This is a genomic window from Serratia sp. GW822-FHT06E05 (assembly GCF_058799445.1).
Genome location: NZ_JBXALM010000007.1, coordinates 169758 through 196011 on the forward strand (window position 1 = coordinate 169758; position 26254 = coordinate 196011).

26 protein-coding genes and 1 other annotated feature are annotated in these 26254 nt (G+C 54.4%); of the genes, 10 read left to right on the plus strand and 16 right to left on the minus strand.

The window, feature by feature from the left end; all coding sequences use genetic code 11:
- Positions 1-84: 84 nt before the first annotated feature.
- From AC1RKC_RS17055 to AC1RKC_RS17090, 8 genes are all read right to left on the minus strand, one after another.
- Positions 85-1218: a sugar diacid recognition domain-containing protein gene (locus AC1RKC_RS17055; protein WP_020825537.1), complete on the minus strand. Its 1134-nt coding sequence runs from the start codon at positions 1216-1218 to the stop codon at positions 85-87.
- 166 nt (positions 1219-1384) lie between these two features.
- Positions 1385-2029 carry an adenylate kinase gene (gene adk, locus AC1RKC_RS17060; protein WP_020825536.1) on the minus strand — a complete coding sequence of 215 codons (645 nt, stop codon included), beginning with the start codon at positions 2027-2029 and terminating at the stop codon, positions 1385-1387.
- A gap of 203 nt (positions 2030-2232) precedes the next feature.
- The gene (htpG, locus tag AC1RKC_RS17065) at positions 2233-4098 is read right to left on the minus strand and encodes a molecular chaperone HtpG (protein WP_020825535.1); all 1866 of its coding nucleotides are present in this window, start codon (positions 4096-4098) and stop codon (positions 2233-2235) included.
- Between the two features lie 143 nt (positions 4099-4241).
- The gene (recR, locus tag AC1RKC_RS17070; protein WP_020825534.1) at positions 4242-4847 is read right to left on the minus strand and encodes a recombination mediator RecR; all 606 of its coding nucleotides are present in this window, start codon (positions 4845-4847) and stop codon (positions 4242-4244) included.
- Positions 4847-5176, minus strand: coding sequence for a YbaB/EbfC family nucleoid-associated protein (locus tag AC1RKC_RS17075; protein WP_020825533.1), 330 nt, complete (start codon positions 5174-5176; stop codon positions 4847-4849). Before AC1RKC_RS17075 ends, recR begins: the two co-directional genes overlap by 1 nt.
- A gap of 41 nt (positions 5177-5217) precedes the next feature.
- Positions 5218-7170 carry a DNA polymerase III subunit gamma/tau gene (gene dnaX, locus AC1RKC_RS17080; RefSeq protein ID WP_046374335.1) on the minus strand — a complete coding sequence of 651 codons (1953 nt, stop codon included), beginning with the start codon at positions 7168-7170 and terminating at the stop codon, positions 5218-5220.
- Positions 5821-5885: a sequence feature (DnaX frameshifting element), on the minus strand. It overlaps the preceding gene by 65 nt.
- 83 nt (positions 7171-7253) lie before the next feature.
- Positions 7254-7805, minus strand: a complete 552-nt coding sequence (gene apt, locus AC1RKC_RS17085; protein WP_020825531.1) for an adenine phosphoribosyltransferase — start codon at positions 7803-7805, stop codon at positions 7254-7256.
- Between the two features lie 192 nt (positions 7806-7997).
- Entirely contained in the window at positions 7998-8378 is a 381-nt protein-coding gene (locus tag AC1RKC_RS17090; protein ID WP_020825530.1) for a DUF454 family protein, read from the minus strand.
- A gap of 149 nt (positions 8379-8527) precedes the next feature.
- On the opposite strand from AC1RKC_RS17090, the gene priC reads away from it, so the two are divergent.
- Both priC and rsmS read left to right on the plus strand, forming a co-directional pair.
- Positions 8528-9064, plus strand: coding sequence for a primosomal replication protein PriC (priC, locus tag AC1RKC_RS17095; protein ID WP_020825529.1), 537 nt, complete (start codon positions 8528-8530; stop codon positions 9062-9064).
- Positions 9065-9165: 101 nt separating this feature from the next.
- On the plus strand, positions 9166-9345 hold the full coding sequence (gene rsmS, locus AC1RKC_RS17100) for a pleiotropic regulatory protein RsmS (protein ID WP_020825528.1): 180 nt from the start codon (positions 9166-9168) through the stop codon (positions 9343-9345).
- A 37-nt stretch (positions 9346-9382) separates the two neighbouring features.
- On the opposite strand, the gene mscK is transcribed toward rsmS, so the two are convergent.
- From mscK to acrR, 3 genes are all read right to left on the minus strand, one after another.
- The gene (gene mscK / locus AC1RKC_RS17105; RefSeq protein WP_262259305.1) at positions 9383-12772 is read right to left on the minus strand and encodes a mechanosensitive channel MscK; all 3390 of its coding nucleotides are present in this window, start codon (positions 12770-12772) and stop codon (positions 9383-9385) included.
- A gap of 100 nt (positions 12773-12872) precedes the next feature.
- Entirely contained in the window at positions 12873-13226 is a 354-nt protein-coding gene (locus tag AC1RKC_RS17110) for a DsrE/DsrF/TusD sulfur relay family protein (protein ID WP_116691053.1), read from the minus strand.
- 10 nt (positions 13227-13236) lie between these two features.
- Positions 13237-13926, minus strand: a complete 690-nt coding sequence (acrR, locus tag AC1RKC_RS17115) for a multidrug efflux transporter transcriptional repressor AcrR (RefSeq protein WP_020825525.1) — start codon at positions 13924-13926, stop codon at positions 13237-13239.
- Positions 13927-14068: 142 nt separating this feature from the next.
- Here acrR and sdeX point away from each other — a divergent pair, with 142 nt between their 5' ends.
- From sdeX to ykgO, 4 genes are all read left to right on the plus strand, one after another.
- Positions 14069-15256, plus strand: coding sequence for a multidrug efflux RND transporter periplasmic adaptor subunit SdeX (sdeX, locus tag AC1RKC_RS17120; RefSeq protein WP_020825524.1), 1188 nt, complete (start codon positions 14069-14071; stop codon positions 15254-15256).
- Between the two features lie 17 nt (positions 15257-15273).
- Entirely contained in the window at positions 15274-18420 is a 3147-nt protein-coding gene (sdeY, locus tag AC1RKC_RS17125; RefSeq protein ID WP_046374338.1) for a multidrug efflux RND transporter permease subunit SdeY, read from the plus strand.
- Between the two features lie 178 nt (positions 18421-18598).
- Entirely contained in the window at positions 18599-18853 is a 255-nt protein-coding gene (locus tag AC1RKC_RS17130) for a type B 50S ribosomal protein L31 (protein ID WP_046374339.1), read from the plus strand.
- Between the two features lie 12 nt (positions 18854-18865).
- Entirely contained in the window at positions 18866-19006 is a 141-nt protein-coding gene (ykgO, locus tag AC1RKC_RS17135) for a type B 50S ribosomal protein L36 (protein ID WP_012005563.1), read from the plus strand.
- Positions 19007-19118: 112 nt separating this feature from the next.
- On the opposite strand, the gene AC1RKC_RS17140 is transcribed toward ykgO, so the two are convergent.
- Genes AC1RKC_RS17140 through AC1RKC_RS17155 form a run of 4 tightly spaced genes read right to left on the minus strand, consistent with a single transcriptional unit; the run spans position 19119 to position 21732 of the window.
- A complete protein-coding gene (locus AC1RKC_RS17140) occupies positions 19119-19997 on the minus strand; it encodes a metal ABC transporter substrate-binding protein (protein ID WP_020825520.1) in 879 nt (292 codons plus the stop codon).
- Positions 19998-20022: 25 nt separating this feature from the next.
- Positions 20023-20880, minus strand: coding sequence for a metal ABC transporter permease (locus AC1RKC_RS17145; protein WP_041414279.1), 858 nt, complete (start codon positions 20878-20880; stop codon positions 20023-20025).
- Complete coding sequence (locus AC1RKC_RS17150) at positions 20867-21589, minus strand: metal ABC transporter ATP-binding protein (RefSeq protein WP_176983628.1); 723 nt, start codon at positions 21587-21589, stop codon at positions 20867-20869. Before AC1RKC_RS17150 ends, AC1RKC_RS17145 begins: the two co-directional genes overlap by 14 nt.
- The gene (locus AC1RKC_RS17155; RefSeq protein ID WP_020825517.1) at positions 21586-21732 is read right to left on the minus strand and encodes a hypothetical protein; all 147 of its coding nucleotides are present in this window, start codon (positions 21730-21732) and stop codon (positions 21586-21588) included. Before AC1RKC_RS17155 ends, AC1RKC_RS17150 begins: the two co-directional genes overlap by 4 nt.
- A 302-nt stretch (positions 21733-22034) precedes the next feature.
- Between AC1RKC_RS17155 and AC1RKC_RS17160 the strand changes: the two genes are divergently transcribed.
- The 3 genes from AC1RKC_RS17160 (at position 22035) to hha (ending at position 23178) form a co-directional block, all read left to right on the plus strand.
- Positions 22035-22388: a hypothetical protein gene (locus AC1RKC_RS17160; RefSeq protein ID WP_237142410.1), complete on the plus strand. Its 354-nt coding sequence runs from the start codon at positions 22035-22037 to the stop codon at positions 22386-22388.
- Positions 22389-22550: 162 nt separating this feature from the next.
- Positions 22551-22919, plus strand: coding sequence for an Hha toxicity modulator TomB (gene tomB / locus AC1RKC_RS17165; RefSeq protein WP_020825515.1), 369 nt, complete (start codon positions 22551-22553; stop codon positions 22917-22919).
- Positions 22920-22974: 55 nt separating this feature from the next.
- On the plus strand, positions 22975-23178 hold the full coding sequence (gene hha / locus AC1RKC_RS17170) for a hemolysin expression-modulating protein Hha (RefSeq protein WP_020825514.1): 204 nt from the start codon (positions 22975-22977) through the stop codon (positions 23176-23178).
- Between the two features lie 76 nt (positions 23179-23254).
- On the opposite strand, the gene AC1RKC_RS17175 is transcribed toward hha, so the two are convergent.
- Entirely contained in the window at positions 23255-24187 is a 933-nt protein-coding gene (locus AC1RKC_RS17175) for a LysR family transcriptional regulator (RefSeq protein ID WP_020825513.1), read from the minus strand.
- A gap of 138 nt (positions 24188-24325) precedes the next feature.
- On the opposite strand from AC1RKC_RS17175, the gene AC1RKC_RS17180 reads away from it, so the two are divergent.
- Complete coding sequence (locus AC1RKC_RS17180) at positions 24326-26113, plus strand: adenine deaminase (protein WP_261135003.1); 1788 nt, start codon at positions 24326-24328, stop codon at positions 26111-26113.
- Positions 26114-26254: the final 141 nt, after the last annotated feature.

The following is a 26254-nucleotide window of genomic DNA, read 5'->3' on the forward strand; positions in this document are numbered from 1 at the left end:
TATCCTGAGCGCCGGACATTGGCGTGAGAGAAAGCCACAAAAACATGCGTGCGCACACAGCGGAAAGTTGTGGTTTTACACAACTCAGCCGTGCATCAGCATGCCGATATACAGCTGCAAAGCGTCAGTTAACTGATTGATTTTTAATTCAGTAATGGCTTCAATACGCTGCAGGCGATAGCGCAAGGTATTGACGTGAATATGAAGCTCGGCGGCGGTCTGCGTCTGATCACAATTCCGCGAAAAATAGTGCCTCAGCGTGCTGCGTAATACCCCTTTCTCATCCTGTTCACCCAAAACCTGCCAGGGGCGGGAAAGCTCTTGAGCCCGCCAGTCTTCACCCAGATCGCACAGCAGTGACGGTAGCGGATAATCTTGGTAAAACAGCGTCTTGTGCCGTAACTTCAAGCGTTTCGCCATCGCCTGGGTGGCACGAGCCGTCAGGCTTGAACGGTGCAACCCTGCTTCGCCGCTAAAGAAACCACCGACAATCAACCGCAGGTTGAAACGCGACTGAAGCTGGCTCTGCAACTGCTGCGCCTGTTTGCGCTCCTGCTTCACATTCCACTCCCCCTGCACCAGACTGGCAGGACGCAGCAGGATCATTTCGTTGAACCCGGTGATGGCGATCAGCGCTTCGCGCTGAGTCTGCTCCAGCTCCGTCAGCAATTCACGCAGCAGGTGCGGCTGCGTGTCCTGTAATTCCGCGATCCAGACAATCCGTGGCTGTTGCAGATCTAACCCCAGGTAGGCGGCCATCGCCTCCAGCGAGCCTGATGCCGGCTGCGGTTGCAGCAACTGATTGGCCAGTTCCTCGCGGTAGCGTTTTTCCCACTGATGTTGATCCAGCAACGCCGCCTGCTCCACCATCATTTCGGCCGCCATTTTCACCAGTTCGGCATAAGCACGTACCTGCGCGGGTTCACCGGAAATACCGATCACCCCCACCTGTTGGCTGTGAAAACTGAAGGGCAAATTGATGCCGGGCCGCACTCCCTTGAGGTGCGCGGCAGTCACCGCATCGATTTCCACCACCCGGTTTTCGGTCAGCGCCAGAACAGCGCCTTCATGACGCTGAAACAGGCGTGAGGGGTTGCCGGAAGCGATGATGACGCCGTTGCTGTCCATCACATTGACAGAATGGCTGATGATGCTCATCGCCCGCTGCACGATCTGGCGTGCGGTGGATTCTGCCAGCAAATGGGTTGGTCTGAGCATGCGGATTGTCCCCGGGGATTAAGATGGGGGAGTTATACGCCATTTCTCTCGGTGGATTAAAGGGCACTAGCGCAACAAGCCACGGCGATCACAATTCGGCGGGTAAATAATAAAAAAAACGCCAGGCGGATGAGGCCTGGCGCTATGCACAGCAATGAAAAACCGATTAGCCGAGGATGTTCGCCAGTTCGGCGCTCACTTCGGTCACTTTGCGGGTGCCGTCGATTTTACGGTATTGGGTGTTACCTGCAGCAGCTTCTTTGCTGTAGTAGGAAATCAGCGGTGCAGTCATCTGATGGTATTCCACCAGACGTTTACGTACGGTTTCTTCCTGATCGTCTTTACGAGTTGTCAGTTCTTCACCGGTCGCGTCGTCTTTACCTTCCACCTTCGGTGGATTGAATTTAATGTGGTACACGCGGCCAGAAGGGGCATGTACGCGACGACCAACGATGCGATCGATAATCAGCTCGTCCGGTACGTCAAATTCCAGCACGTAATCCACATTGATGCCGGCTTCTTTCATCGCGTCAGCCTGTGGAATGGTGCGCGGGAAACCGTCCAGCAGAAAACCTTTACGGCAATCTTCCTGGGTGATGCGTTCTTTAACCAGTGCAATGACCAACTCATCGGTCACCAGCTTGCCGGCGTCCATGATTTCTTTCGCCTGCTTGCCCAATTCACTGCCGGCCTTCACGGCTGCGCGCAACATATCACCCGTAGAGATTTGCGGAATACCGTATTTCTCCATGATGAATTGAGCCTGAGTACCTTTACCAGCGCCCGGAGCGCCCAGCAGAATGATACGCATTGCGTAAATCCCCTTGCTATGTAGTTTTTATAAAATTGCGAAAACGCTCAACCATACCATTTCAGGGGGGGCTGGCTCAAGGTACGCGAGGAAATCGATTGCGGCGCCAAAGGGAGGAAACAGAGAATAAAGCGCGGGAAATCGGCAGGAAAAACAAAAAAATACGCCCAAAATTCGCGGATTTTGGGCGTATATACTCGGAATTATGCGGACAACAGTTTATTCATACGACGGATAAACTGATTTGGATCCTCCAGGGTGCCGCGTTCAGCCAGCAGAGCCTGATCCAATAACAGATCAATCCATTCGGCGAATTGTTCGTTATCGCCCACATCGGATGCGCGTTTGACCAACGCATGCTCCGGATTCAGTTCGAAAATGTACTTCACCGCCGGCGCTTCCTGGCCCGCAGCGGCAAACAGCTTCGCCATCTGGGTGCTCATTTCGTCGGCATCGGTGATAACGATAGCCGGCGTGTCGGTCAGACGGTGCGTCAGACGCACGTCCTTCACGCGATCGCCCAGCAGGGTTTTCACACGGTCAACAAAGGGCTCCAGCTGCTTCTCGGCGGCCTTCTGCTCTTCGGTTTCGTCTGCCAGCTTGTCCAACGCGTCATCTGCCTTGCTGACGGATTGGAACGGCTTGCCGTCGAACTCGGTCAGGTAGCTCATCATCCATTCGTCGATGCGGTCAGAAAGCAGCAGCACTTCGATGCCTTTCTTGCGGAACAGTTCCAGGTGCGGGCTGCTCTTGGCGGCGGCATAGCTGTCGGCGGTGATGTAATAAATCTTCTCCTGCCCTTCTGCCATGCGGCCCACGTACTCTTCCAGCGAGACGGTTTGCGCCGAGCTGTCATTGTGGGTGGAAGCAAAGCGCAGCAGCTTGGCAATGGCTTCTTTGTTGCCACCATCTTCCGCCGGGCCCTCTTTCAACACCAGACCAAACTGCTGCCAGAACTTCTGGTAGCCTTCCGCATCGTCTTTAGCCAGTTTCTCCAGCATCTGCAACACACGCTTGGTCAGCGCACCGCGCAGGTTCTGGGTCACACGGCTGTCTTGCAGGATCTCACGCGAAACGTTCAGCGGCAGATCGTTGGAATCGATCAGGCCACGCACGAAACGCAGGTAGTTCGGCATGAACTGTTCAGCGTCGTCCATGATGAACACGCGCTGCACGTACAGCTTCAGCCCGTGCTTGTGATCGCGGTTCCACATGTCCCATGGCGCCTGGGCCGGAATGTACAGCAGGCTGGTGTATTCCTGCTTGCCTTCCACCCGGTTGTGGCTCCAGCTCAGCGGATCGGTAAAGTCGTGCGCGATGTGCTTGTAGAACTCTTTGTATTCTTCGTCGGTCACGTCAGCCTTGCTGCGGGTCCACAGGGCCTGCGCCTTGTTGATTTTTTCCCAGGTGACGGTGCCGTCTTCTTCGTTTTTGCTTTCAATCTCAACCGGCAGTGCAATGTGGTCGGAGTATTTGCCGATCACGGAACGCAGACGCCAGGCATCGAGATACTCATCTTCGCCTTCGCGCAGATGTAGGGTAATTTCGGTACCGCGATCTTCTTTGCTGATATCGGCAATGGTGTAATCGCCTTCGCCGACAGATTCCCAGAACACGCCTTGATCGGCCGGAGCGCCCGCGGCACGAGTGCGCACGGTGACTTTATCCGCCACGATGAACGCGGAGTAGAAACCCACGCCGAACTGACCAATCAGCTGGCTGTCTTTGGCCTGATCGGAACCGATGGATTCCAGGAAGGCTTTGGTACCTGACTTGGCGATGGTACCCAGGTTTTCAATCACTTCCTCACGGCTCATGCCAATACCGTTGTCGGCAATGGTCAACGTACGCTGTTCTTTATCGAAAGAAAGGCGCACACGCAGCTCGCCGTCACCTTCATACAGCTCAGGCGTCGACAGTGCGCGGAAACGCAGCTTGTCGGCGGCATCCGAGGCGTTGGAGATCAGCTCGCGCAGGAAAATTTCTTTATTGGAGTACAGCGAATGAATCATCAAATGAAGCAGTTGTTTTACTTCAGACTGGAAACCACGGGTTTCTTGACCTTTCATACTCATTGATTACCTCAAAGACAATAGCTACCAAAAGCGAACAATGAGGATTAAGTGGGGACAAGGGCGTTGTTTTTCAAGCGGCTGGCGGGAAATTTTTGCAGATAGCTGACGGGGCCAAATAGCCCCATCAGAGGAAAACATCAAAACTTGATAACGTGACGACCGGCCAATGAATGCGACAACGTGGTGCCGTCGACCATTTCCAGTTCACCGCCCACCGGCACGCCGTGGGCTATGCGGCTGGCGACCACGCCATACTGGCCGCACATCTCGGCGATATAGTTGGCGGTTGCCTCACCTTCCACCGTCGGGTTGGTGGCCAGGATCACTTCAGTGATGCTTTCTTTTTCCAGCCGTTGCTCCAGCCGATCCAGACCGATATCACCGGGCCCAATGCCGTCCATCGGCGACAGGTGGCCCATCAGCACAAAGTAGCGTCCGGCGAACTGACCGGTCTGCTCAATGGCGTGAATATCCGCCGGACTTTCCACCACGCAGATCTGACCGTTTTGCTGACGGCGCGGATTGGCGCAGATGGTGCAAACGTCCTGCTCGGTGAAGGTACGGCAATCGGCACAGTGGCCAATCTCTGACATGGCGCGGGTCAGCGCCTGCGCCAGACGCATCCCACCACTGCGATCGCGCTGCAACAGCTGGAACGCCATACGCTGCGCCGACTTCGGGCCAACGCCCGGCAGGCAGCGCAACGCCTCCATCAGTGTTTCAAGGAGCGGGCTGGTCTGCATTAGAACGGCATCTTAAAGCCAGGTGGCAGTTGCATGCCGCTGGATACAGACGCCATCTTCTCTTTCTGGGTTTCGTCGATACGGCGCGCAGCATCGTTAATCGCAGCGGCAATCAGATCTTCCAGCATGTCTTTGTCGTCTTCCATCAGACTCTGATCGATCTCCACACGACGGCAGTTGTGCGCACCGTTGATGGTGACTTTCACCAGACCGGCGCCAGATTCGCCAGTCACTTCCAATTTGGCGACTTCTTCCTGCATCTGCTGCATTTTTTCTTGCATTTGCTGGGCTTGCTTCATCAGGTTGCCCAGACCGCCTTTACCAAACATAGTCGTCTCTCGTCGCTAGGGCCGCGCACTTTACGCGGCGTTTAAATGGGGCGAATACTCTCTTCATCCAGGTCTGCGTCGAAGAACCGGCGCAGCGTTTGGATATTGGTATCCGCAACGATCGACTGGCGCGCCTGCGCCAGTTTTTCTTCATAAATGGCTTGGCGCCACTCCAGCGGAGTCCGCTCCGCCGGATTATCGTCTTCCACCACGGTCAGTTCAACCGGACTGCCGTACAGCTCGGTGAGTGCATCGGTCAACACCTTCTGCGCCGAAGGCGAGTTCAGATGGCGCTGCGACGACCGCAGATGGAGACAAATTTTACCTGGTTCCAGCACTTCTTTAACCGCGTTCAACGCCAGTTGCTGCACCAGTTTTGGAATTTTCAGCTTATCGATTTCTGCCGCCCAGGCATCGCGTTCCAGCGACTCCACCACCAGCTTGGCTGACAGTTCGGGCGTTTTTTCATGCTCAAGAGCCGTGCGCAGCGCTTTTGGCGTCGCCAGCGGTTCCGGCTCGGCCTCTGGCTCGGTCTGTGCACGCCAGCGATAAGCTTCCGGCTTGGCCGGTTTTTGCTGAACAAGTTTTTCCGCCTGGCGCTGCTGGCTGCGCTCAGTCACGGAAGCCAACCGCTCCAGTGCTGAGTTTGCCGGCCGCGCTTTTCCTGGCGCCGCCGGTTCACTCTTTTTTGGTGTGGATGCTCCCTGCCGCAACAGCTGGGTGCGCGCCTTTAATAATTGCGCGGTGGCATCCGGTAAATTAGCCTGCTGATTATTCTGTGGCGCAACCTGGCCTAACGGCGGTGGCGCGTCCTGAAACTGTGGTGGCTGAGCCACCTGCTGAGCCTGCGGTTGCGCCATCTGCGCCGGTGCGGTTTGCACCATCGCCACCGGCTCAGGGATCACCGCTTTCGGGTGAAATGCCAGCGCACGCAGCAGGGTCATCTCAACCCCCATACGGCGATCCGGGGCAAAGGCCAGCTCTTTACGGCCGACCAGCAGGGTTTGGTAATAAAGCTGTACGTCCGTCGGCGGCAAAGTACGCGCCAGCTCACGCAGCCGCTGTTCAATGGCGGCGTAATGATTGTCCAGTACCGATGGCAGTAACTGCACCATCGCGATCCGGTGCAGCAAGGCCAGCGTTTCGATCAGCAGGTTTTCCCAGTCAACACCGCGTGAAGCGGCTTGCGCGACCTGCGCCATCACCTTTTCGCCATCTGCGCTCACCAGCGCTTCGAGGATTGCCAGCGGCTGTTCGTCGTCCAACGTACCGAGCATTTGGCTGACGGTGGTGGTGGTCACCTGCCCTTGCCCCATCGCGATAGCCTGGTCGGTGAGACTCAACGCGTCACGCATACTGCCGTCGGCAGCACGTGCTATCAGCTGCAGCGCGCGCTGGTCGCTGGTGATTTGTTCTGCCTGCAGAACCGTTTCCAACTGGTTGCGGATCTGCTCGACATCCAGAGCCTTAAGATGGAATTGCAGGCAGCGCGACAAGATGGTGACCGGCAGCTTTTGCGGATCGGTCGTCGCCAGCAGGAATTTGACGTGAGAAGGCGGCTCTTCCAGCGTTTTCAACAGCGCATTGAAGCTGTGACGCGAGAGCATGTGCACTTCGTCAATCAGGTAAACCTTGAAGCGGCCGCGGGCGGGTGCGTACTGGACGTTATCCAGCAGATCGCGGGTATCTTCCACCTTGGTTCTGGACGCGGCGTCGATCTCGATCAGATCAACAAAGCGCCCCTGCTCAATCTCGCGGCAGTTGTCGCATTGACCGCACGGCGTGGCGGTGATGCCGGTTTCACAGTTCAGGCCTTTGGCCAGCAAGCGCGCAATGGTGGTTTTACCCACGCCGCGCGTGCCCGAGAACAGATAGGCGTGATGAATCCGCCCCAGCGAGAGGCCGTTAGCCAGCGCAGTCAGGACATGTTCCTGTCCGACAACATCTGCAAACGTTTGAGGGCGCCACTTACGGGCAAGAACCTGATAGCTCATTAATACCGGAAAAGTCGAGTAATCTGGAGGGTCATGCTAACACAGCCCCGCGGCGATCCGCGAGGCCGTTGTGGTAATGCAGATCAGTGGCCGGCGAAGTTGACCAGGCAGTAGCATTCAATACCCAGTGAGTTCAAACGCGCTTCACCGCCGAGATCCGGCAGGTTGATAATGAAAGCAGCGTCTTTAACTTCACCGCCCAGACGGCGGATCAGTTTTGCGGTGGCTTCGATGGTGCCACCGGTTGCCAGCAGATCGTCCACCACCAGCACTTTATCACCGGCACTGATGGCATCGGTGTGTATTTCCAGTTGGTCAGTACCGTATTCCAGCTCATAGCTTTCGCTGAGGGTCGCGCGCGGCAGCTTGCCCGGTTTACGCACCGGAACAAAACCTACGCCCAGCGCCAATGCGACCGGTGCGCCAAACAGGAAACCACGCGCTTCGGTGCCAACCACTTTGGTCACGCCCGCTTCGCGAAAGCGCTCAACCAGCAATTCGATGCTGGCAGCATAAGCCAGCGGGTTTTCCAGCAGGCTGGTGACGTCACGGAACAGTATGCCCGGCTTAGGGTAATCCGGAATGGTTTTGATACTGTCTTTAATAAACTGAAGCTGCTGTGCAGTAGCGGTCATAATTATTGCCTGATAAAACTGCCTGATGACTTGCGCGCCGATCGTCTGGAACCCGATCCCGGCATAAACAGGGAATGGGAGGCCACCCGCGCACGAAAACGCCCAAATCTATGCAAACTGACGGACAAATGCAACTTTCCCCTGCATCTTTCAAAACGCAGCCTGAAAGCTATTGGATATCATAAGCCACAATCAGCGCTGTTTTTGTTGCGATAAGTCAACAACCGGCAAGCGCAACATGAAGGTCAGCAAAATAGCCAGCATCAGCAACAGCACTCCACGCACCCACCAGATTTTCACTAGCCACAACGAAAGTGCGAATGTCAGCACAATCACCACCACCGCCTTCCATTTAGCCCCTGGCGGTAAGGCGCGATGCTGCTGCCAATGACGCAGATAAGGCCCGAACCAGGAGCGGTACAATAACCAGCTGTGGAAGCGTGGTGACGAACGGGCGAAGCACCAGGCGGCCAACAGCAGAAACGGCGTCGTCGGCAGCAGTGGTAATACCACGCCCAACGTCGCCAACACCACCGCTAACCAACCGAGGATAATCAATAACCAACGCGTCATGCGAGCCCTTGTCCATCAACCTGTCTGGCGTTACTTTATCACCGCCTTCCCCCGTGCCACCAGCCGCAACGGGCGGAATTATGCACGGCGCTTGTTTCACGACGCGATCGCGGGCAAGCTGAGCCCACTATCCCCACAATGGAGCCGACGTGAGCACCCAGCGTCTTTTAGAAGCGTTAGAACAACAAATCAAGGTATTGGCCAGCGAGATCACGCCACGCGGCGACGCGCCTATCCCTCAGGCACGCTTCGATACTGCGCTGTTTTCTAACCGCGGTACACGGCTGCGCGATTATCTGGCCGAAGTGCAAAAGAACTTCGCCCAGCTGCAGACGGCGGCCAACGACAATCGCACCACTCAGGTGGCCTTTCTGGCAGAAAAGTTGCTGGCACAGCTCACCGCCCTGCAACGCGAGCTGGCAACCCAGACGCTGCGCCGTAAGAATCAGCCCAAAGAGGTGGCAGCGGTCGATCTGTATCACAAGCTGGCCGAACATCAGGATTATGAACGTCGGATCATTGCAATGATTCAGGATCGGGAAAGCCTGCTGGGAAGGCAGACGACGCTGGCGGCACAGCAAAAGCTTCAACATGAGCTGGCTGCGTTAGAAGGCCGACTGACGCGTTGCCGTCAAGCGCTGACGCGTATTGAGCGCAGTATTGAACGTAAAGAAAACGGTTTTTGAAGATTTATCACAATATTTTAATGATTATTCCCCCCAATCGGGCTTGTTCACTATACTCACCCGAACGAAGTATCATTCATCTCAATTAAAACGTGGGTTTTATGTCTCTAGAAAATGCCTCACCAGAATTGCAACTGGCGGTAGATCTGATTTACCTGCTGGAATGCAATGAGATCGATCCCGCCACCGCGCTGGCGGCGCTGGATATTGTCAAACGGGACTACCAGGAAAAGCTGCAGCGCAACGGCGTTACCTCCCCATATCTGCCTGTCGGGCAGTGAAAAGGGTTCAGCCTGCGCTGAACCCAGGATCCTCGTTCTACTCCCCTACCGATGAGCCGTCCTTATCCGACGATAGCGTCCGTTTTACTTCCTGCACCTCGTTGCCCTGCTGATTGTGCAAATAGACCTCGAGCTGGTTGAAAGCAATGTTGATGTCGTTTTCGCGACACAGGCGTTCAATCGAACGGTTCAATTCATCTACGGTATAACTGCGATCAAGCAATTCGCGTACATAAAGTCGCAGTTCATGATCCAGCGTACTGGCACCAAAATTCAGGAAGAACACCTGCGGTTCCGGATCGCTCATCACGCGTGGGTTATCATGAGCCGCCTTGAGCAGCACCGCTTTCACCTTATCCAAATCGGAGCCGTAGGCCACCCCTACCTTGATTAAAACGCGGGTGATGGTGTCCGACAGCGACCAGTTGATCAGCCGTTCGGTCACAAATGCCTTATTCGGAATGATCACCTCTTTGCGGTCAAAGTCGGTGATGGTGGTGGCACGAATGCGGATTTTGCTGACCGAACCAGAGAAAGTGCCAATGGTAATGGTATCGCCAATACGAATCGGCCGTTCAAACAGGATGATCAGGCCAGAAACAAAGTTGGCAAAAATCTCCTGCAGCCCGAAGCCCAACCCGACGGTCAACCCGGCGGCCAACCACTGCAGTTTATCCCAGGAGACACCCAGTGAACCCAACGCGGTTACTGCACCCACGGTGGTGATAAGGTAGGTGAGTATGGTGGTGACGGCGTAAGAGGTCCCCTGCCGTAGCTGCAGCCGCGACAGCACCACCACTTCCAGCAGACCGGGCAGGTTGCGTGTCATCACGTAAGCGACAATCACCGCCGCTATCGCTACCATCATGTTGCCCAGCGTCACCGCCTGCGCCACACTGCTGCCGGCGACAGTGGTGGTGTAATGCCATAGCGTAATGCTGTCCAGATACGAAATAACCGTGATCAAATCTGACCAAATGCCATACAGGGCGCTGGCGAAGATAATAAACAGCGCCATGGTGGTCAGACGCAGCGACTGCTTGTTGATCTGATCGAGCGCCAAAGGCGGCTCCTCAACCGGCTCCCCCCCTTCAGCCCCCTCTTTCTCTTTCGCCAGGCTCTGGCGGCGTGCCAATGCTCGGCGGTAAGCCAGGCGGCGCGCCGCGACGCTCAGCCCGCGAATGGCGGTCAGATACACAATGTTCCACAGGAAGAACAGATACAGGCTGTCGATCCAGCGACTGGCTAATCGTAGCGTGGTATAGAAATAACCAGCGAACATCAGCCCCAGCAGGATCAGCGGCGTAGCGGCAATAATGGTGGCAATAATCACCCGCACCGCATGCAAGCTTTTTTCACGCCAGTTGTCGCGGAATAATGGGAACACCAGCACCGCCAGCAGCGCCAAGGTCACCATCACCACCACCTGACCGATAACGTCTTCCACCAGCCGCAGTGGCGCTTTCTCGCCCAGCACCGACCAGAAGATCAGCGGTAGCAGCGCCAGCCCCAGGCGTACCGTCTGACGACGATAATGCGCACAAAGCTCGGCGGCGTAGTTGAAATGCCGCTCGCAGATGCCGCCAGGTGCCAGCGTGCGGTAGGTAAAGCCGAATATCAGCCAGAACAGCGCCAACTGTTGCGACAACGCCCAGAGAAAGTCACTGAGGCCGATTTCTGCACGGTAACACCAGAAACCGGCCCCCAACAGCAATGCCGAACCGGGCAGGACCTTCAGCAGAGTCAACACAATGGCCTTGGGGGTGTGCATCTGGCTGTCACGCTTTAACTGCCCCACGTCATTGGCCAGCTTCTGCAAATGGGTATCTATAAGTTTGTAACGCCAGCGCAACAGGCCGATCAGCAACAGCAGCGGGATCAGCATGACCAGTGAATTCAGCCCGCCCTGCAATACTTTGCCGAAGTCGACTTTGAAATCGAGCTCAGCCAGTTGATCTCTTACCGCTCCTGGCAAAGCTTTCAGCCACGCCAGATCGACCGGTTTGTTGCTGTTTACCCAGAAAATCTGCTGAGTCAGGGTATCGCGCAGCGAGCTGTTAACGCTGGTTAACTGCTGTTGGTTGATCTGCAGGCTGATCGACTGCGCCAACTGATTACTGAGCTGTTTGTTTAACTGATCCAACAGCTCACGACGCATATCGACGATTTCATTCAGAGCATCCAGCACGTCGACGCTGGCTTTTTCTTTGCTGTCGGCAACCAGCTTGTTGATGTAATCGTCACCCTTGAACAGCTCGTCACTTTGTTGCTTTATATCAAACTGTTCCAGGCGCAGATCGGCAATACGCGTGCCTATATCTGCCACCATCTTTTCCTGCGGCAGGCTTTGTTGCTGCTGATACAGAATGCGCGACAGCACCAGACTGCCTTTCAGCACCTGGATCTGCTCTTTGAGATTGCGCTCCGCCTGCAGGCCGCGATCCAGCCAGTTCTTCACCCGAATATTCTGCTGGAACAGTATGTTGCTCTCTTCCGTAGCGGCAATCAGCCGCTGGCTGAGCTGGCGGTTAACGTCCAACTCTTTGCTGACCAACTGGTCGTGCTGGATATCCGTAGCGTCTTCCGGATTCTGCGCCTCTTTGGCGGTTTTTTCCGACAGCGTCAGGCGCTTGCTGTTGACCACTTCTTGCAGCAACTGCACGTTGTGGTCAAGCGCATCGATATGCCCGGTCGTGTAATCGCGTTGCTTCTGCAGCAAATCTTGCAGGGTCGTGTTGGCTTCCAGACTTTTGCGCTGCAGATCTATCTGCGCGTTGAGCAGCGTTTCCTCGGTGGCTAGCATCACCAGTTGACTGTCACGCAACGAGTTTTGTCCCGGCGCCTGATCGTTGATCTGGTTACGAATTTCCTGCAGCCGCTGGGACGCGGTATACATGCTGCTCTGCACCCGTTCCGGTTGAGTCTGCAGCGAAACCAGCTGACTGTTATAGGTGGACAGGTTTTCCTGCGCCGTCTGCAGGTCATCGAGCGTCTGGTAAAGCCGGGTTTCCAATTCGCGCAGGGAAAGCTGCAGCAGTTCGGCCCGGGCGGCCGCACTGTCGACCGGCGTTTTGAGCGCCGCCAGATCGTCGGTCATCTGGCGCATTTTGGCCGGTGCCAGTTGCAGCTGCTGCTCAAGCTGCGCGCCATCTTGCCTGGTACGTTCGATGGCATCCAGCAGTTCGAGGGTTCGGGTAAGGTCTTGCTGCGTGAGTTTATTGAGCGGCGTCAGCATCTTTTGCTTATTCAGCGCATCAAGCTGGCTTTGGATTTCACTGCGTGACGGTACATCGCCAGCCGCATAGGCTGCAGGTTGGCAAACCACACAGAAAGCAATCAGCAAAAGCAGTGCAATGGCGCGGGAAAACTCCACACCGACCAACGACACGAGCGGCAGAAAAAGGCGTTTGGCTAATCTGCGATGCATGATTTGGCTTCGAATCAATAAACAAGACTAAAGATTATCACGATCGCAGAGAGCCGAAGAATAAGAAAAGCGTTGCAGATGATGTACAAATGTCGCGAACTTAGAAGGTCAATACTTTCTCCGCCGCCAACGTCCACTGTGCCAGTTCCACCAGCGTACCGATTTCCACCCCGTCCGCCAGCGGCAGCCGACTGACTCCGCGCGCATCGGCACAGGTTTTACACAATTTCACCGGCACCTGCTGTGCGGTAAGAATTTCCAGCATTTGCTGCAGGTGATAGCCTTCATGCGGCTGCTGCCCGGCAATGCCCGCGACCACCGCATCGGACATCAAAAACAGTTTCAGGTTGAGATCGGTCTGCTGCTCTTTCAGCGCAATCGCCAGACGCAACGCGTTAAACAGCGATTCGTGACCATAAGCGGCGCCATTGGCGATCAAGACAACGGATGACATGGTATTTCTCCTATAAATGATGATGTTCTGCACTCAACGGCTGTGCCGCCAGCTCCCCTTCCTCCGGTTTTATCCGCAAGGTGGGACTGAATTGGGCCATTTCGATAAATGAGTCGATCAACACCGCCGCCTCGGCTTTCAGATCAAAGCTTTCCGGCATAAAAAGCCAGTTTTCCATCAGGCCGGTAATGTAGGCGCGCAGAATGATAGAAGCGCGGCGGGTATGTAAATCAGCCGGCAGTTGGCCGTGGCGCATACTGTTGCGCAGCACGGACTCAATACGGTCGTAACCTTCCAGATAGAGGACTTTACGGGCATCTTGCAACGGGAGCATCTCACCGACAAATTCACACTTATGGAAAACGATCTCCATCAGGGCACGCCTGCGTGCATCATCTACCGTAGCCGTCAGAATATAAATTAGAATTTCGCGTAAAATACGCAGTGGATTCTCAGGGTACTTTGCCTGATACTCTAGTTCGAGATCGCCTATTTTCGACTCTGATAACTCCCAAACTTCGTTAAACAGGTCTACCTTATTCTTGAAGTGCCAGTAAATTGCGCCACGCGTCACCCCAGCAGCGGTGGCTATATCGGTGAGGGACGTTGCAGAAACGCCACGTTCAGAGAATTCTCGCACCGCAGCGTCAAGAATGTGCTGTCGAGTTTCTTGCGCTTGCTGTTTGGTTTTTCGTGCCATGGCGTTGTTTTTTCGGGGAAGTGAGATTTACATACATTCGTGTATGTATGTACCATAGCACGCACTAATAATTAACGCAGCAATGGGTTTTAAAGCTTGTGATCCATTGATCATTTTGAAATCGGACACTTGAGGTTTTTCTATGAACAAAAACAGAGGGTTAACGCCTCTGGCGGCAGTTCTGATGCTTTCAGGCAGCTTAGTGCTAACAGGATGTAACGATAAAGAAACCCAACAGCAAGGCGCCCAGGCACCGGCTCCCGAAGTGGGTGTAGTGACATTGAAGGCAGAACCTCTCAACATCACCACCGATCTTCCTGGTCGTACCGCTGCGTATCGTATCGCCGAAGTTCGCCCTCAGGTTAGCGGCATTATCCTGAAACGTAACTTCGTAGAAGGCAGCGATATCAAGGCAGGTACTTCCCTGTATCAAATCGATCCTGCTACCTATCAGGCAGCCTATGACAGCGCTAAAGGCGATTTGGCGAAAGCCCAAGCCAGCGCGTCTATCGCACGCGTGACGGTTAACCGCTACAAACCATTGCTGGGTACCAGTTACATCAGTAAGCAAGATTACGACACCGCAGTCTCCAACCTGCAGCAGGCGGAAGCCGCTGTTGTGGCTGCCAAAGCCGCTGTGGAAACCGCGCGCATCAACCTGGCTTACACCAAGGTGACTTCACCAATCTCCGGCCGTATCGGCAAATCTGCCGTGACCGAAGGGGCACTGGTCACTAACGGCCAAGCCACTGCTCTGTCTACCGTGCAGCAGCTTGATCCGATGTACGTCGACGTGACTCAGTCGAGCAACGACTTCCTGCGTCTGAAACAAGAACTGGCAAGCGGTGCGCTGAAGCAAGAGAACGGCAAAGCCAAAGTGAAACTGCTGCTGGAAAACGGCGCGCAATACGCTCAGGAAGGCACGCTGGAATTCTCTGACGTCACCGTTGATGAAACCACCGGTTCCATCACCATTCGTGCGGTGTTCCCTAACCCGAACGATACGCTGTTGCCGGGCATGTTCGTTCGCGCCCGTCTGGACGAAGGTGTGCGCAGCGACGCATTGCTGGTACCGCAGCAGGGTGTGACGCGTAACCCACGTGGCGATGCTACTGCACTGGTGGTAGGTGCTGACGACAAAGTTGAATTGCGTACGCTGAAGGCCGATCAGGCTATCGGCGACAAATGGCTGGTTACCGACGGTTTGAAAGCCGGCGACCGCGTGATTGTCACCGGCTTGATGAAAGTCCGTCCGGGCGCTCAGGTAAAAGTGCAGGAAGTTGACACTCAGGCGCAAAAACAGCCGCAGTCTGAAGCGCAGAAGTCATAAAAAGGAGCCGGTAAGACATGGCTAAGTTCTTTATAGATCGCCCGATTTTCGCCTGGGTAATCGCCATCATCATCATGTTGGCGGGTGTGTTGTCAATAATGAAACTGCCGATTGCGCAGTATCCAACTATTGCACCACCGGCGGTCAGTATTTCCGCAAACTATCCAGGCGCGGATGCCAAAACGGTGCAAGATACCGTCACTCAGATTATCGAACAGAACATGAACGGTATCGATAATCTGATGTACATGTCTTCCACCAGCGATTCCTCTGGTAGCGTCACCATTACATTGACGTTTGAATCCGGTACCGACCCTGACATTGCGCAGGTTCAGGTCCAGAACAAACTGTCGTTGGCCACCCCATTACTGCCGCAAGAAGTGCAGCAGCAGGGCCTGAAAGTAGAAAAATCCAGCAGCAGCTTCCTGATGGTGGCCGGTTTCGTTTCCGACGATCCGAACATGACCCAGGATGACATTGCGGACTACGTAGCTTCCAACATCAAAGATCCTATCAGCCGTTCATCCGGCGTGGGTGAAGTGCAGCTGTTCGGTGCCCAGTACGCCATGCGTATCTGGCTGGATCCGAACAAACTGAATAATTTCCAGTTGACCACTTCGGATGTCACCTCATCCATTACCGAGCAAAACAACCAGATCGCCGCAGGGCAGCTGGGCGGTATGCCACCGGTGCCGGGGCAACAGCTGAACGCCTCGATCATCGCGCAGACTCGCCTGACCTCTCCTGAAGAGTTCGGTAAAATTCTGCTGAAGGTGAATAGTGATGGTTCTCAGGTTCGCCTGAGTGATGTTGCACACATTGAACGCGGTGCAGAAAGCTACGCGGTAACCGCACGCTATAACGGTAAACCGGCAGCAGGTTTGGGGATCAAACTGGCCACCGGCGCCAACGCCCTGAACACCGCTAAAGGCGTAAAAGATGCACTGACCAAAATGGAACCCTTCTTCCCGCAGGGGATGAAAGTGGTTTATCCGTACGACACCACGCCGTTCGTTAAAATCTCCATCAACGAAGTAGTAAAAACGCTGATGGAAGCGATCTTGCTGGTGTTCCTGGTTATGTACCTGTTCCTGCAGAACTTCCGTGCGACGTTGATCCCAACCATCGCGGTACCGGTAGTATTGCTGGGGACCTTTGCGATCCTGGCGGCGTTCGGCTTCTCGATCAACACCCTAACGATGTTCGGTATGGTGCTGGCGATAGGCCTGTTGGTGGATGACGCCATCGTGGTGGTGGAAAACGTCGAGCGCGTAATGTCCGAAGAGGGACTGTCGCCGAAAGAAGCCACCCGCAAATCGATGGGCCAAATCCAGGGTGCGTTGGTCGGTATCGCCATGGTGCTGTCAGCGGTATTCGTACCAATGGCGTTCTTCGGTGGTTCAACCGGTGCTATCTATCGTCAGTTCTCGATCACCATCGTTTCCGCGATGGCCCTGTCGGTTCTGGTAGCGATGATCCTGACACCGGCACTTTGCGCCACCATGCTCAAACCGGTCCCGAAAGGCGATCATGGGATTAAAACAGGCTTCTTCGGCTGGTTTAACCGCATGTTCGAAAAGAGCACCAACCACTACACCGACAGCGTAGCCAATATTCTGCGCAGTACCGGGCGTTATCTGGTGATCTACCTGCTGATCGTCGTTGGCATGGGCCTGTTGTTCCTGCGCCTGCCGTCCTCGTTCCTGCCGGAAGAAGACCAGGGCATCCTGTTAACCATGGTTCAGCTACCGGCGGGTGCGACTGAAGCGCGTACCGCTAAAGTACTGGAAGAAGTCACCGACTACTTCATGACCAAGGAAAAAGACAACGTGGTCTCGGTGTTTACCGTAGCGGGCTTCGGCTTCAACGGTAACGGCCAGAACAACGGTCTGTCATTCGTCAGCCTGAAAGACTGGTCCGAACGTTCCGGTGAGCACAATAAAGTGCCTGCGATTGCCGGCCGCGCGATGGGTGCATTCTCTCAGATTAAAGAAGGCCTGGTATTCCCGTTCAACCTGCCGGCGATTATCGAACTCGGTACTGCGACAGGTTTCGACTTTGAACTGATCGATCAGGGTGGCTTAGGCCATGAAAAACTGACCGAAGCGCGTAACCAGTTGTTGGGCATGGCAGCCAAACACCCGGACCTGCTGGTGGGCATGCGTCCTAACGGCCTGGAAGATACGCCACAGTTCAAACTGATCATCGATCAGGAGAAAGCCAAGGCGCTGGGCGTGAGCATCACCACCATCAACAGTACGCTGACTACCGCGCTGGGTGGCACCTACGTTAACGACTTCATCGACCGCGGTCGTGTGAAGAAGGTCTACGTTCAGGCTGATGCGCCATTCCGTATGCTGCCAGAAGATATCAATAAATGGTTTGTTCGTGGCGGCACCGGCCAGATGGTTCCTTTCTCCGCGTTCTCTACGGCGAAATGGGAATACGGTTCTCCGCGTCTGGAACGTTATAACGGCCTGCCATCCATGGAAATTCTTGGACAAGCGGCACCGGGTAAGAGTACCGGTGAGGCGATGAACATGATGGAAGAGCTGGCGTCCAAACTGCCGAGCGGTATTGGTTACGATTGGACCGGTATGTCCTATCAGGAACGTCTGTCCGGTAACCAGGCGCCTGCGCTGTACGCCATTTCGATTCTGGTCGTATTCCTGTGTCTGGCAGCGCTGTATGAAAGCTGGTCGATTCCGTTCTCGGTCATGCTGGTACTGCCGCTAGGGGTTATCGGTGCTCTGCTGGCAGCAACCATGCGCGGCATGAACAACGACGTTTACTTCCAGGTGGGGCTGTTGACCACCATAGGTCTGTCGGCGAAGAACGCCATCCTGATAGTGGAATTCGCCAAGGATCTGATGGAGAAAGAGGGCAAGGGTCTGATCGAAGCGACGCTCGATGCGGTACGTATGCGTCTGCGTCCAATCCTGATGACATCACTGGCCTTCATCCTCGGGGTACTGCCGTTGGTTATCAGTAACGGTGCAGGCTCCGGCGCACAGAACGCGGTAGGTACCGGTGTTATGGGCGGGATGATTACCGCCACCGTGCTGGCCCTGTTCTTTGTTCCGGTGTTCTTCGTGGTGGTTCGCCGCCGCTTCGGCAAGAAGTCTGAAGACATAGAACACAGCCATCCGGTCGAACATCACTGATAACTCAGTGCTGTTTCCCTCCTGAAAAAAGGCCGCTTATGCGGCCTTTTTCTTTTGCTTCATCTGCTTAATGCAAATCACTCTCATTAATTTAGCTGCGGATGCATTTTGTACTTGATCCGCTCTGCCGTGCAGCGCATAATTATTGTTATAGTATAACATTACATGAGGGTGCATCATGAAAGCAGGTATCCATCCAAATTATCGTACCGTGGTATTCCACGACCTGAGTGCCAATGCCTACTTTAAGGTGGGATCGACCATTCACACCGATCGCACCATTGAGCTGGACGGTGAAAACTGGCCGTATGTCACTATCGACGTCTCTTCTGCTTCGCATCCGTACTACACCGGCAAGCAGAAGGAGTTCTCCAAAGAGGGCAGCACTGCACGTTTCCAGCAGCGTTTTGGCCGTTTTCTTGGCAAGAAGTAAAAGGGAATCAACATGCAGGTTTTGAGTTCATTGCGTTCGGCGAAGAATCGCCATCCGGATTGCAAAGTCGTGCGCCGCAAAGGTCGCATCTATGTGATCTGTAAAACCAACCCGCGTTTTAAAGCGGTACAGGGACGTAAGAAAAAGCGTTAACTTCCGTAGTGTCATCTGTCGCAAAGCCCCGTTGCTGCTCAACGGGGCTTTTTTTATGGAGAAAGCCGAAGTGTCATCAGTGTCCCCGCCATCATAACGGGGACATGAGGGTTTATTTCATACTGCTCAGTAAGGTATCAACATTGTGTTTGAATGCCTGCACGTAGTTCGCTGCCGGCCCCTGCGGTTGGGATAACGCCTCAGGATACAGCTCACCACCGGCTTTTGCCCCGGTCGCCGCAGCAATCTGCTTCACCAGGCGCGGGTCGGTCTGGTTTTCAATAAAGTAGGCGGTCACCTTTTCCTGTTTGATCTGCTTGATCAAACCGGCCACGTCGCTGGCGCTGGCCTCTGCTTCGGTAGAGAAACCGACCGGGGCAAGGAAGGTGACGCCATATTCTTGCCCAAAGTAGCCAAAAGCATCGTGGCTGGTCAGCACCTTACGCTTTTGCTGCGGTACTGCGGCAAACTGCGTTTTGGCCCACAAATCCAGCTTCTGCAACTGTTGGATATACTCTGCGCCGCGCTGGCGGAAATAATTGGCGTCTTCAGGATCGGCGGCAATCAGCGCGTTCATCACGTTTGTGGCGTACTGCACACCATTTTTCATGCTGTTCCAGGCATGAGGATCGGTGATCTCTTTGCCATCGTCTTCCATCTGGCGCGAATTTATTCCCTGCGATGCGGTGATGACCTGCCCTTTATACCCCGAGGCGCTAACCAGCCGATCGATCCAACCTTCCAGGCCTAAACCACTGACGAACACCACGTCGGCCTGTGACAGCACCTTGCTGTCCTTAGGCGAAGGCTCAAAGCTGTGCGGATCGCCGTCCGGCCCCACCAAGGTGGTGACCTTAACGTGCTCCCCCCCTACCTGCTTGACGATATCGCCCAGGATGGAAAAACTGGCAACGGCATCTACGGTTTTCGCCATCGCCAACGGGCTGGACAGCAGAGCAGCGACTGCCAGCGTAATAGGTAAACGTTTCATACTTTCTCCTTGCACATGACACTTCTCAACGGCGCGCCAGGGAAAAGATCCCCCCACGCGTCCCAAACAGAATCGACCCAAAAAAGATCACGCTGGCACTGAGCACAATAGCCGGGCCGGCAGGCAACGAGGCGTAATACGACCACTCCAGGCCGATCAAACTCGATAGCATGCCGATGCCCATCGCCACCGCCAACGTATGTGGCAGATTACGGGCCCAAAAACGTGCGCTGGCGGCAGGCAGCATCATTAGCCCTACCGACATCAAGGTGCCGAGGATTTGGAAACCGGCCACCAAATTGATCACGACCAGCGCTAAAAATAACCCGTGGATCAGTGCTAACCAGCGCGGGGCGCTAACGCGTAAAAAGGTCGCGTCGAAAGACTCAATCACCAGTGCGCGATACAGCGCCGCCAGCGACAAAAGTGAAAAACTGGCTATCGCCCCGACCATGAAAATGGCGTGCGTATCCACAGCAAGGATCGAGCCGAACAGCACGTGCAGCAAGTCGACACTAGAGCCACGCAAGGAGACAAGTGTGACTCCCAGCGCCAGGGATCCCAGATAGAAACCGGCAAAACTGGCATCCTCTTTCAACGGCGTTCGACGACTGACAAGCCCAGACAGCATGGCCACGGCGAGCCCGGCGATAAATCCCCCCACGCCCATCGCCACCAGCGACATACCGGAAATCAAATACCCTATCGCCGCACCCGGCAGCACCGCATGCGACAATGCATCACCCACCAGGCTCATGCGCCGTAGCAGTAAAAAAACGCCCAAAGGCGCGGCGCTGATCGACAAGGCAAAGCAGGCCACCAGCGCACGCCGCATAAAACCGAAGGAAGCAAAGGGATCAATTAATGTCTCAAGCAACATCACTGCGCCCTCCTCTGCTGCACAGCGGAGCGCTGGCAATATTTAACGCAGGAATATGTTCCAACACGCTGTCGGCTTTACCCCAGTGGCAACACTCTGGGGTCAGCAACAGCGCCTGTGGGAAGTGATTCGCCACCATCGACATATCGTGCAATACGGCAATTACCGTTTTTCGTTGCTGATGCAAACCTGCGATCACCTGAAGCAATAACTGAACGGTGGAACTATCGATGCCGGTAAAGGGTTCATCCAATAAAATAAGCGGTGCCTGTTGCACCAATAATCGGGCAAACAACACCCGCTGAAGTTGGCCACCGGATAACTCGCCGACGGGAGTGCGCGCCATAGCGGTCATGTTTACCCTGTCCAGCGCCTCGCTAATCTGCCGCTTCGCGTGCTTATTCAACCCACCGAACATCCCACTGGTCGGCCAGCTCCCCATCGCCACCAGATCGCTCACCAGGATCGGAAACTGGCGATCCAGTTCCGCCTGTTGGGGTAAATACGCCATACGCGGTAATTTGTTGCCGCTAAAACGTAAGTTCCCGCCCTGCAGCGGTAAAAGCCCAGCCAGTGTTTTCAGCAACGTAGACTTACCTGCGCCGTTAACGCCAACCACGGCGGTCAGCGATCCCACGGCGAAATGCCCGCTAAGTGGGGGAAACAACGGCGTTCCGCCATAGCCGATGACGGCTTTTTGTAACGTTATCATGGCAGCGCTACCGCCCAATGGATGCCCAACCAGAGTAGGCCGAGCAGCAAAGCGGCAATACCGCAGCGCAGGCCTGCGGAAGCGGTGAACAGCGAGTTCAATGACGGCAGATCGCCATCTTGTGGTGTGGATGTCAGTTTCATGGCCAAACGAGAGAGAATTTATTGTTACAATATAACATCACAATCACTTCTGTGACTCAAGCACCCTCTCGGTGATTAATGCAACCGAACGTAACAATAAAGTGATACTAGCGTTGACCAGCGCCATTTTTGGAACACCAGCGGAACTCTTTCAGGGATATACTGAGAAACGTCAGGGTTATTAACCGGTAAACAACGTTGAGTTACTGTAAAAAAGCATCTGGTTAACGAAAAGTTTACCGACGTATGGATGAAAAAGGAGTAAGATTAATAGATAGGATCGCTATACGGTCAGGCATTAAATGCAGGTAACTCTTAGCTACAGCACAATGATAGAAGCACTTTCTGTTAAAAAACTAAAGAAAGTGATTAACGATAGAATGTCAGAGTTGGTGCCGGCATTGACCAGCGGCTTGAGTTTTTATTCAGAAAGCGCACGGTATAGTGAAGGTTCATTAGAAATACTTGATATTCATAAATTGAGCGGCCACGAGTATTCAATGAGTTACCGCTATAAATGGACAATTTTCAACGCCTGTCTGGATATCAACGCCGAGGAATACATCAACGAAAGCGTGTTTTTTAGCGTGACTGAATCGGGCTTGCGCTTTGACATCATTGATAACTCCCGTCCATCTACTGCAGATGAATTGTAAGTTTACGTAATAACAGCAGGCCAGACGTGGAGAAATGATTTATATTCATTATATAGGAAGTTTATTTTATCACCGTCATTAAGCTACCTCTGTCCATGATGTAAATCAGCTTACTCACAGAGTGTTATCAACACCGAAATTAAGACTTACGGAGGGGATGATATGGATGAGTATTCGCCTAAAAGGCACGATATTGCTCAGCTGAAATTCTTGTGCGAAAATTTGTATGATGAAGGCATAGCCACGCTGGGCGACAGCCACCACGGCTGGGTGAACGACCCAACGTCTTCCGTCAACCTCCAGCTTAATGAGTTGATTGAACATATTGCTTCGTTTGTGATGAGTTATAAAATTAAATACATGGACGAAAGTGATTTATCGGAGTTAGTCGAGGAATATCTCGATGATACCTACACGTTGTTCAGCAGTTACGGTATCAATGATTCCGATCTGCGTCGCTGGCAAAAAACCAAGGCGCGATTATTCAGAATGTTCTCAGGAGAGGGCATCTGTACGACAATGAAATCTTAGGGGATAATTATCCCTAAATTATTCTATTCTACGGTTTATAACACCAAAGGTTATCATGACTAAAACTGATTATCTGATGCGTTTACGTAAATGCACCACTATTGACACCCTTGAACGCGTTATTGAAAAAAATAAGTATGAGCTTTCGGATGACGAATTGGAGCTGTTTTACTCTGCAGCTGACCACCGTCTGGCTGAGCTCACCATGAATAAGCTCTACGATAAAATCCCAACGGCCGTTTGGAAGTTCGTACGTTAATCAAGGCTCGAGATGCGTTGAGCCGATAGACTATCGGCCTCAATGTCAGGCAAATTCTCGTATTTATCTCATTGACTTACTGCACTTTCATCCGCCGTTGAAAATCCTGTAATAACAATTGGAAACAATCCTCAATTAATGCCGGGTGATTTCTGTGTGCACTGCGCATTAATGCCACGGTACGGCTAAGCATCGGTTGCTGCAGTTGAACCACGGTTAATTCATCGTCTTTCAAATGGGTGGTGTAAAGCTGAGGTAAAATAGCGACCGCTAATTCCGAACGGACCAATCCGTATAACGTCTCCAGAAAATCGACCTGGTAGCGTGCGATTAAATTCAGACGGTGGCTTTCTGCCAATGCCAGTACCAGCCGGCTGATATTCCCCTTGGAAAAAACCGCAATATCACGCCGGGCTAATTGCCGCCACGGCAGATGATGTGATTCAGCCAAAGGGTCATCACGGCGCATAACCACCACAAAGGGATCTTCCTGCAGCGGATATATCTCCAACGACTCCGGCACGGAACTATCGAGCGCCCCAATACCAAAATCAATCATGCCGTTCTCTAATTGCAGCAGCAGAGAATCATTAGTTTGATCGTGAAATTCTACCCTCAGCCGTGGAAAGTTCGCCGCCAGCAGCTGTGGCACGGCCGGAAACAACAGCCGGCTGACCGAAGGTACCAACCCGATGCGCAAGGTCCCATCTCCCCCCGCCAACATAATGCGCTGCATATCGTCAAAGGACGCCTGCGCCACATTCAGCAGCCGCTCGGCATGCGGCAAAATTGCCGCCCCCTGTTCGGTCAACGTCACCGCGGAAGCCGTGCGATTCACCAATTTTCCACCCAGCACCAACTCTATCTGTCGCAGCGCGCTACTCAGTGCCGGTTGGCTGATCGCCAAACGGTTCGCGGTATCGGTAAAATGCCGTAGCCGCGCCAGAGTAACGAAATATTGAATCTGCTTCAGAGACAGCGCGGGCAAGCGGCGCCAGGGTTCAGACATGTCAGGTTTCCATTCGCCAACCAAGTAAACGTTTGCGACAGCATAAACGTTTCTTATCAGGCAATAAATTAAATCATCTGTGCAAAGCCTGCCCGCCCCCCTAGAGTAACAACCCTGTCATCATGCCGGGTAATTACCATGACCACTCATTACACCAGCGCGTGCGAACGCCAACGCGCGGTGAAGGCCGCATTAGGCCAACTTCCTTTTGATTTGCTGCTGATGAACGCTGCGCTGGTCGATATGGCCACCGGTGAAATCCGTAACGCTGATGTCGGCATCGTCGGTGCACTGATTGCCAGCGTTCATCCCTGTGGCAGTATGACCGAAGCCCTTCAAACGCAAGACTTGGCCGGCGCATACCTGAGCCCCGGCCTGATCGACACCCACGTACACGTTGAAAGCTCGCACCTGCCGCCGGAAAAATACGCCGAAATCGTCGTTGCCCAAGGCACCACGACCATTTTCTGGGATCCACACGAACTGGCCAACGTGCTCGGCGTTGAGGGTGTGCGTTACGCGGTCGACGCCAGCCGTGGTCTGCCGCTCAGGGTGATCTGCGCGGCACCGTCAAGCGTCCCTTCCACTCCAGGTTTGGAAATGTCCGGCGCTGATTTCGGCGGCCATGAAATGGAAACCATGTTGGCCTGGCCGGAAGTCGGCGGGGTTGCCGAGGTGATGGACATGCACGGCGTACTGAACGGCAGCGAACGCATGCTGGATATCCTCAACGCCGGGCTGAACAGCGGCAAGTTGATCGAAGGTCACGCACGTGGGCTAAGCGGCGCTCAGCTTCAGGCCTATCTGGCCGCGGGCGTGACGTCCGACCATGAGCTGACCTCCGGTGCAGATGCGCTGGAGAAACTACGCGCCGGACTGACGCTGGAGATCAGAGGATCTCACCCTTACCTGCTACCCGAGATCGTTGCGGCACTAAAAACGTTGCCACACCTGTCCTCGCAGGTCACCGTCTGCACCGACGATGTGCCGCCGGATATGCTGCTGCAAAAAGGCGGCATTGTGGCGTTACTCAATATGCTGATCGAACAGGGGATGTCGGGAACCGACGTATTGAGGATGGCGACGCTTAACGCCGCTATTCGCCTGCAACGCAACGATCTGGGCTTGATTGCCGCGGGCCGCATTGCCGATCTGGTGGTCTTTGATTCGCTCACTCAACTGAGTGCGCGGCAAGTCTACGTCGCAGGAAAGCTGCTGGCGCAGAACGGAAAAATGCTGACACCGCTCAGTGCAAACCCGATGGTGACGGTGCCGCGCGATACGCTGCGGCTCCCGCCACTGACTCCCGCAGATTTCATATTGAAAGTCCCGGCGATCCGCCACGGTAAAGCCACCCTGCGCCACATTAAAGGCGCGCGTTTTACCCAGTGGAACGAAACCACCGTCGAGGTTCGCGACGGCGAAGTGCAGATACCGAACGGTTTTAGCCTGATCTGGGTGAAACATCGCCATGGTCGCCACCAGGCCACCCCGCAACTGGCACTGTTGGAAGGCTGGGGGGAACTGCGCGGTGCCATCGCCACCAGCTACTCACACGACTCGCATAACCTGGTGGTTCTGGGCCGTAACGCAACCGATATGGCGCTGGCGGCCAATGCCCTGATCGCCTGCGGTGGCGGCATGGCCCTAAGTCAAAACGGGGAAATTCTGGCTCAGGTGGCGATGCCGATTGCCGGCATGCTTTCAGATCTGCCTGCCGCGGAACTGGCACAACAATTTAAAAAACTGCGCGATCTGAGCGCACAAATCGCCGATTGGGAACCGCCCTACCGGGTTTTCAAGGCAATCGAGGGCACCTGTCTGGCGTGTAACGCCGGGCCGCACCTGACCGATCTCGGCCTGACCGACGGCACCACGCGCCAAATTGTCGAACCACTGATCGCCTGCTGGGAAACCCCGGCTTAAAAATAATCATAATAACAATATATACCCTATGGATTTCTAGTTGCAGCTAGACAGGCACGCTCACTCATCCCCAGGCGCTTACTCAAGTAAGTTACTGGGGTGAGTGAGTGTTGCCAACAACGCTGCGGCTTGAAATACGAC

What these genes read in the sequence shown, in the direction of transcription:
- dnaX (WP_046374335.1), bottom strand. Translation starts at nt 7,170, where the DNA reads ATGAGCTATCAGGTTCTTGCCCGTAAGTGGCGCCCTCAAACGTTTGCA.
- AC1RKC_RS17110 (WP_116691053.1), bottom strand. Translation starts at nt 13,226, where the DNA reads ATGTCATCCGTTGTCTTGATCGCCAATGGCGCCGCTTATGGTCACGAA.
- AC1RKC_RS17130 (WP_046374339.1), top strand. Translation starts at nt 18,599, where the DNA reads ATGAAAGCAGGTATCCATCCAAATTATCGTACCGTGGTATTCCACGAC.
- hha (WP_020825514.1), top strand. Translation starts at nt 22,975, where the DNA reads ATGACTAAAACTGATTATCTGATGCGTTTACGTAAATGCACCACTATT.
- adk (WP_020825536.1), bottom strand. Translation starts at nt 2,029, where the DNA reads ATGCGTATCATTCTGCTGGGCGCTCCGGGCGCTGGTAAAGGTACTCAG.
- AC1RKC_RS17160 (WP_237142410.1), top strand. Translation starts at nt 22,035, where the DNA reads ATGCAGGTAACTCTTAGCTACAGCACAATGATAGAAGCACTTTCTGTT.
- apt (WP_020825531.1), bottom strand. Translation starts at nt 7,805, where the DNA reads ATGACCGCTACTGCACAGCAGCTTCAGTTTATTAAAGACAGTATCAAA.
- tomB (WP_020825515.1), top strand. Translation starts at nt 22,551, where the DNA reads ATGGATGAGTATTCGCCTAAAAGGCACGATATTGCTCAGCTGAAATTC.
- AC1RKC_RS17150 (WP_176983628.1), bottom strand. Translation starts at nt 21,589, where the DNA reads ATGATAACGTTACAAAAAGCCGTCATCGGCTATGGCGGAACGCCGTTG.
- AC1RKC_RS17055 (WP_020825537.1), bottom strand. Translation starts at nt 1,218, where the DNA reads ATGCTCAGACCAACCCATTTGCTGGCAGAATCCACCGCACGCCAGATC.
- rsmS (WP_020825528.1), top strand. Translation starts at nt 9,166, where the DNA reads ATGTCTCTAGAAAATGCCTCACCAGAATTGCAACTGGCGGTAGATCTG.
- recR (WP_020825534.1), bottom strand. Translation starts at nt 4,847, where the DNA reads ATGCAGACCAGCCCGCTCCTTGAAACACTGATGGAGGCGTTGCGCTGC.
- AC1RKC_RS17075 (WP_020825533.1), bottom strand. Translation starts at nt 5,176, where the DNA reads ATGTTTGGTAAAGGCGGTCTGGGCAACCTGATGAAGCAAGCCCAGCAA.
- AC1RKC_RS17140 (WP_020825520.1), bottom strand. Translation starts at nt 19,997, where the DNA reads ATGAAACGTTTACCTATTACGCTGGCAGTCGCTGCTCTGCTGTCCAGC.
- AC1RKC_RS17175 (WP_020825513.1), bottom strand. Translation starts at nt 24,187, where the DNA reads ATGTCTGAACCCTGGCGCCGCTTGCCCGCGCTGTCTCTGAAGCAGATT.
- sdeY (WP_046374338.1), top strand. Translation starts at nt 15,274, where the DNA reads ATGGCTAAGTTCTTTATAGATCGCCCGATTTTCGCCTGGGTAATCGCC.
- ykgO (WP_012005563.1), top strand. Translation starts at nt 18,866, where the DNA reads ATGCAGGTTTTGAGTTCATTGCGTTCGGCGAAGAATCGCCATCCGGAT.
- sdeX (WP_020825524.1), top strand. Translation starts at nt 14,069, where the DNA reads ATGAACAAAAACAGAGGGTTAACGCCTCTGGCGGCAGTTCTGATGCTT.
- AC1RKC_RS17180 (WP_261135003.1), top strand. Translation starts at nt 24,326, where the DNA reads ATGACCACTCATTACACCAGCGCGTGCGAACGCCAACGCGCGGTGAAG.
- AC1RKC_RS17090 (WP_020825530.1), bottom strand. Translation starts at nt 8,378, where the DNA reads ATGACGCGTTGGTTATTGATTATCCTCGGTTGGTTAGCGGTGGTGTTG.
- mscK (WP_262259305.1), bottom strand. Translation starts at nt 12,772, where the DNA reads ATGCATCGCAGATTAGCCAAACGCCTTTTTCTGCCGCTCGTGTCGTTG.
- acrR (WP_020825525.1), bottom strand. Translation starts at nt 13,926, where the DNA reads ATGGCACGAAAAACCAAACAGCAAGCGCAAGAAACTCGACAGCACATT.
- AC1RKC_RS17155 (WP_020825517.1), bottom strand. Translation starts at nt 21,732, where the DNA reads ATGAAACTGACATCCACACCACAAGATGGCGATCTGCCGTCATTGAAC.
- htpG (WP_020825535.1), bottom strand. Translation starts at nt 4,098, where the DNA reads ATGAAAGGTCAAGAAACCCGTGGTTTCCAGTCTGAAGTAAAACAACTG.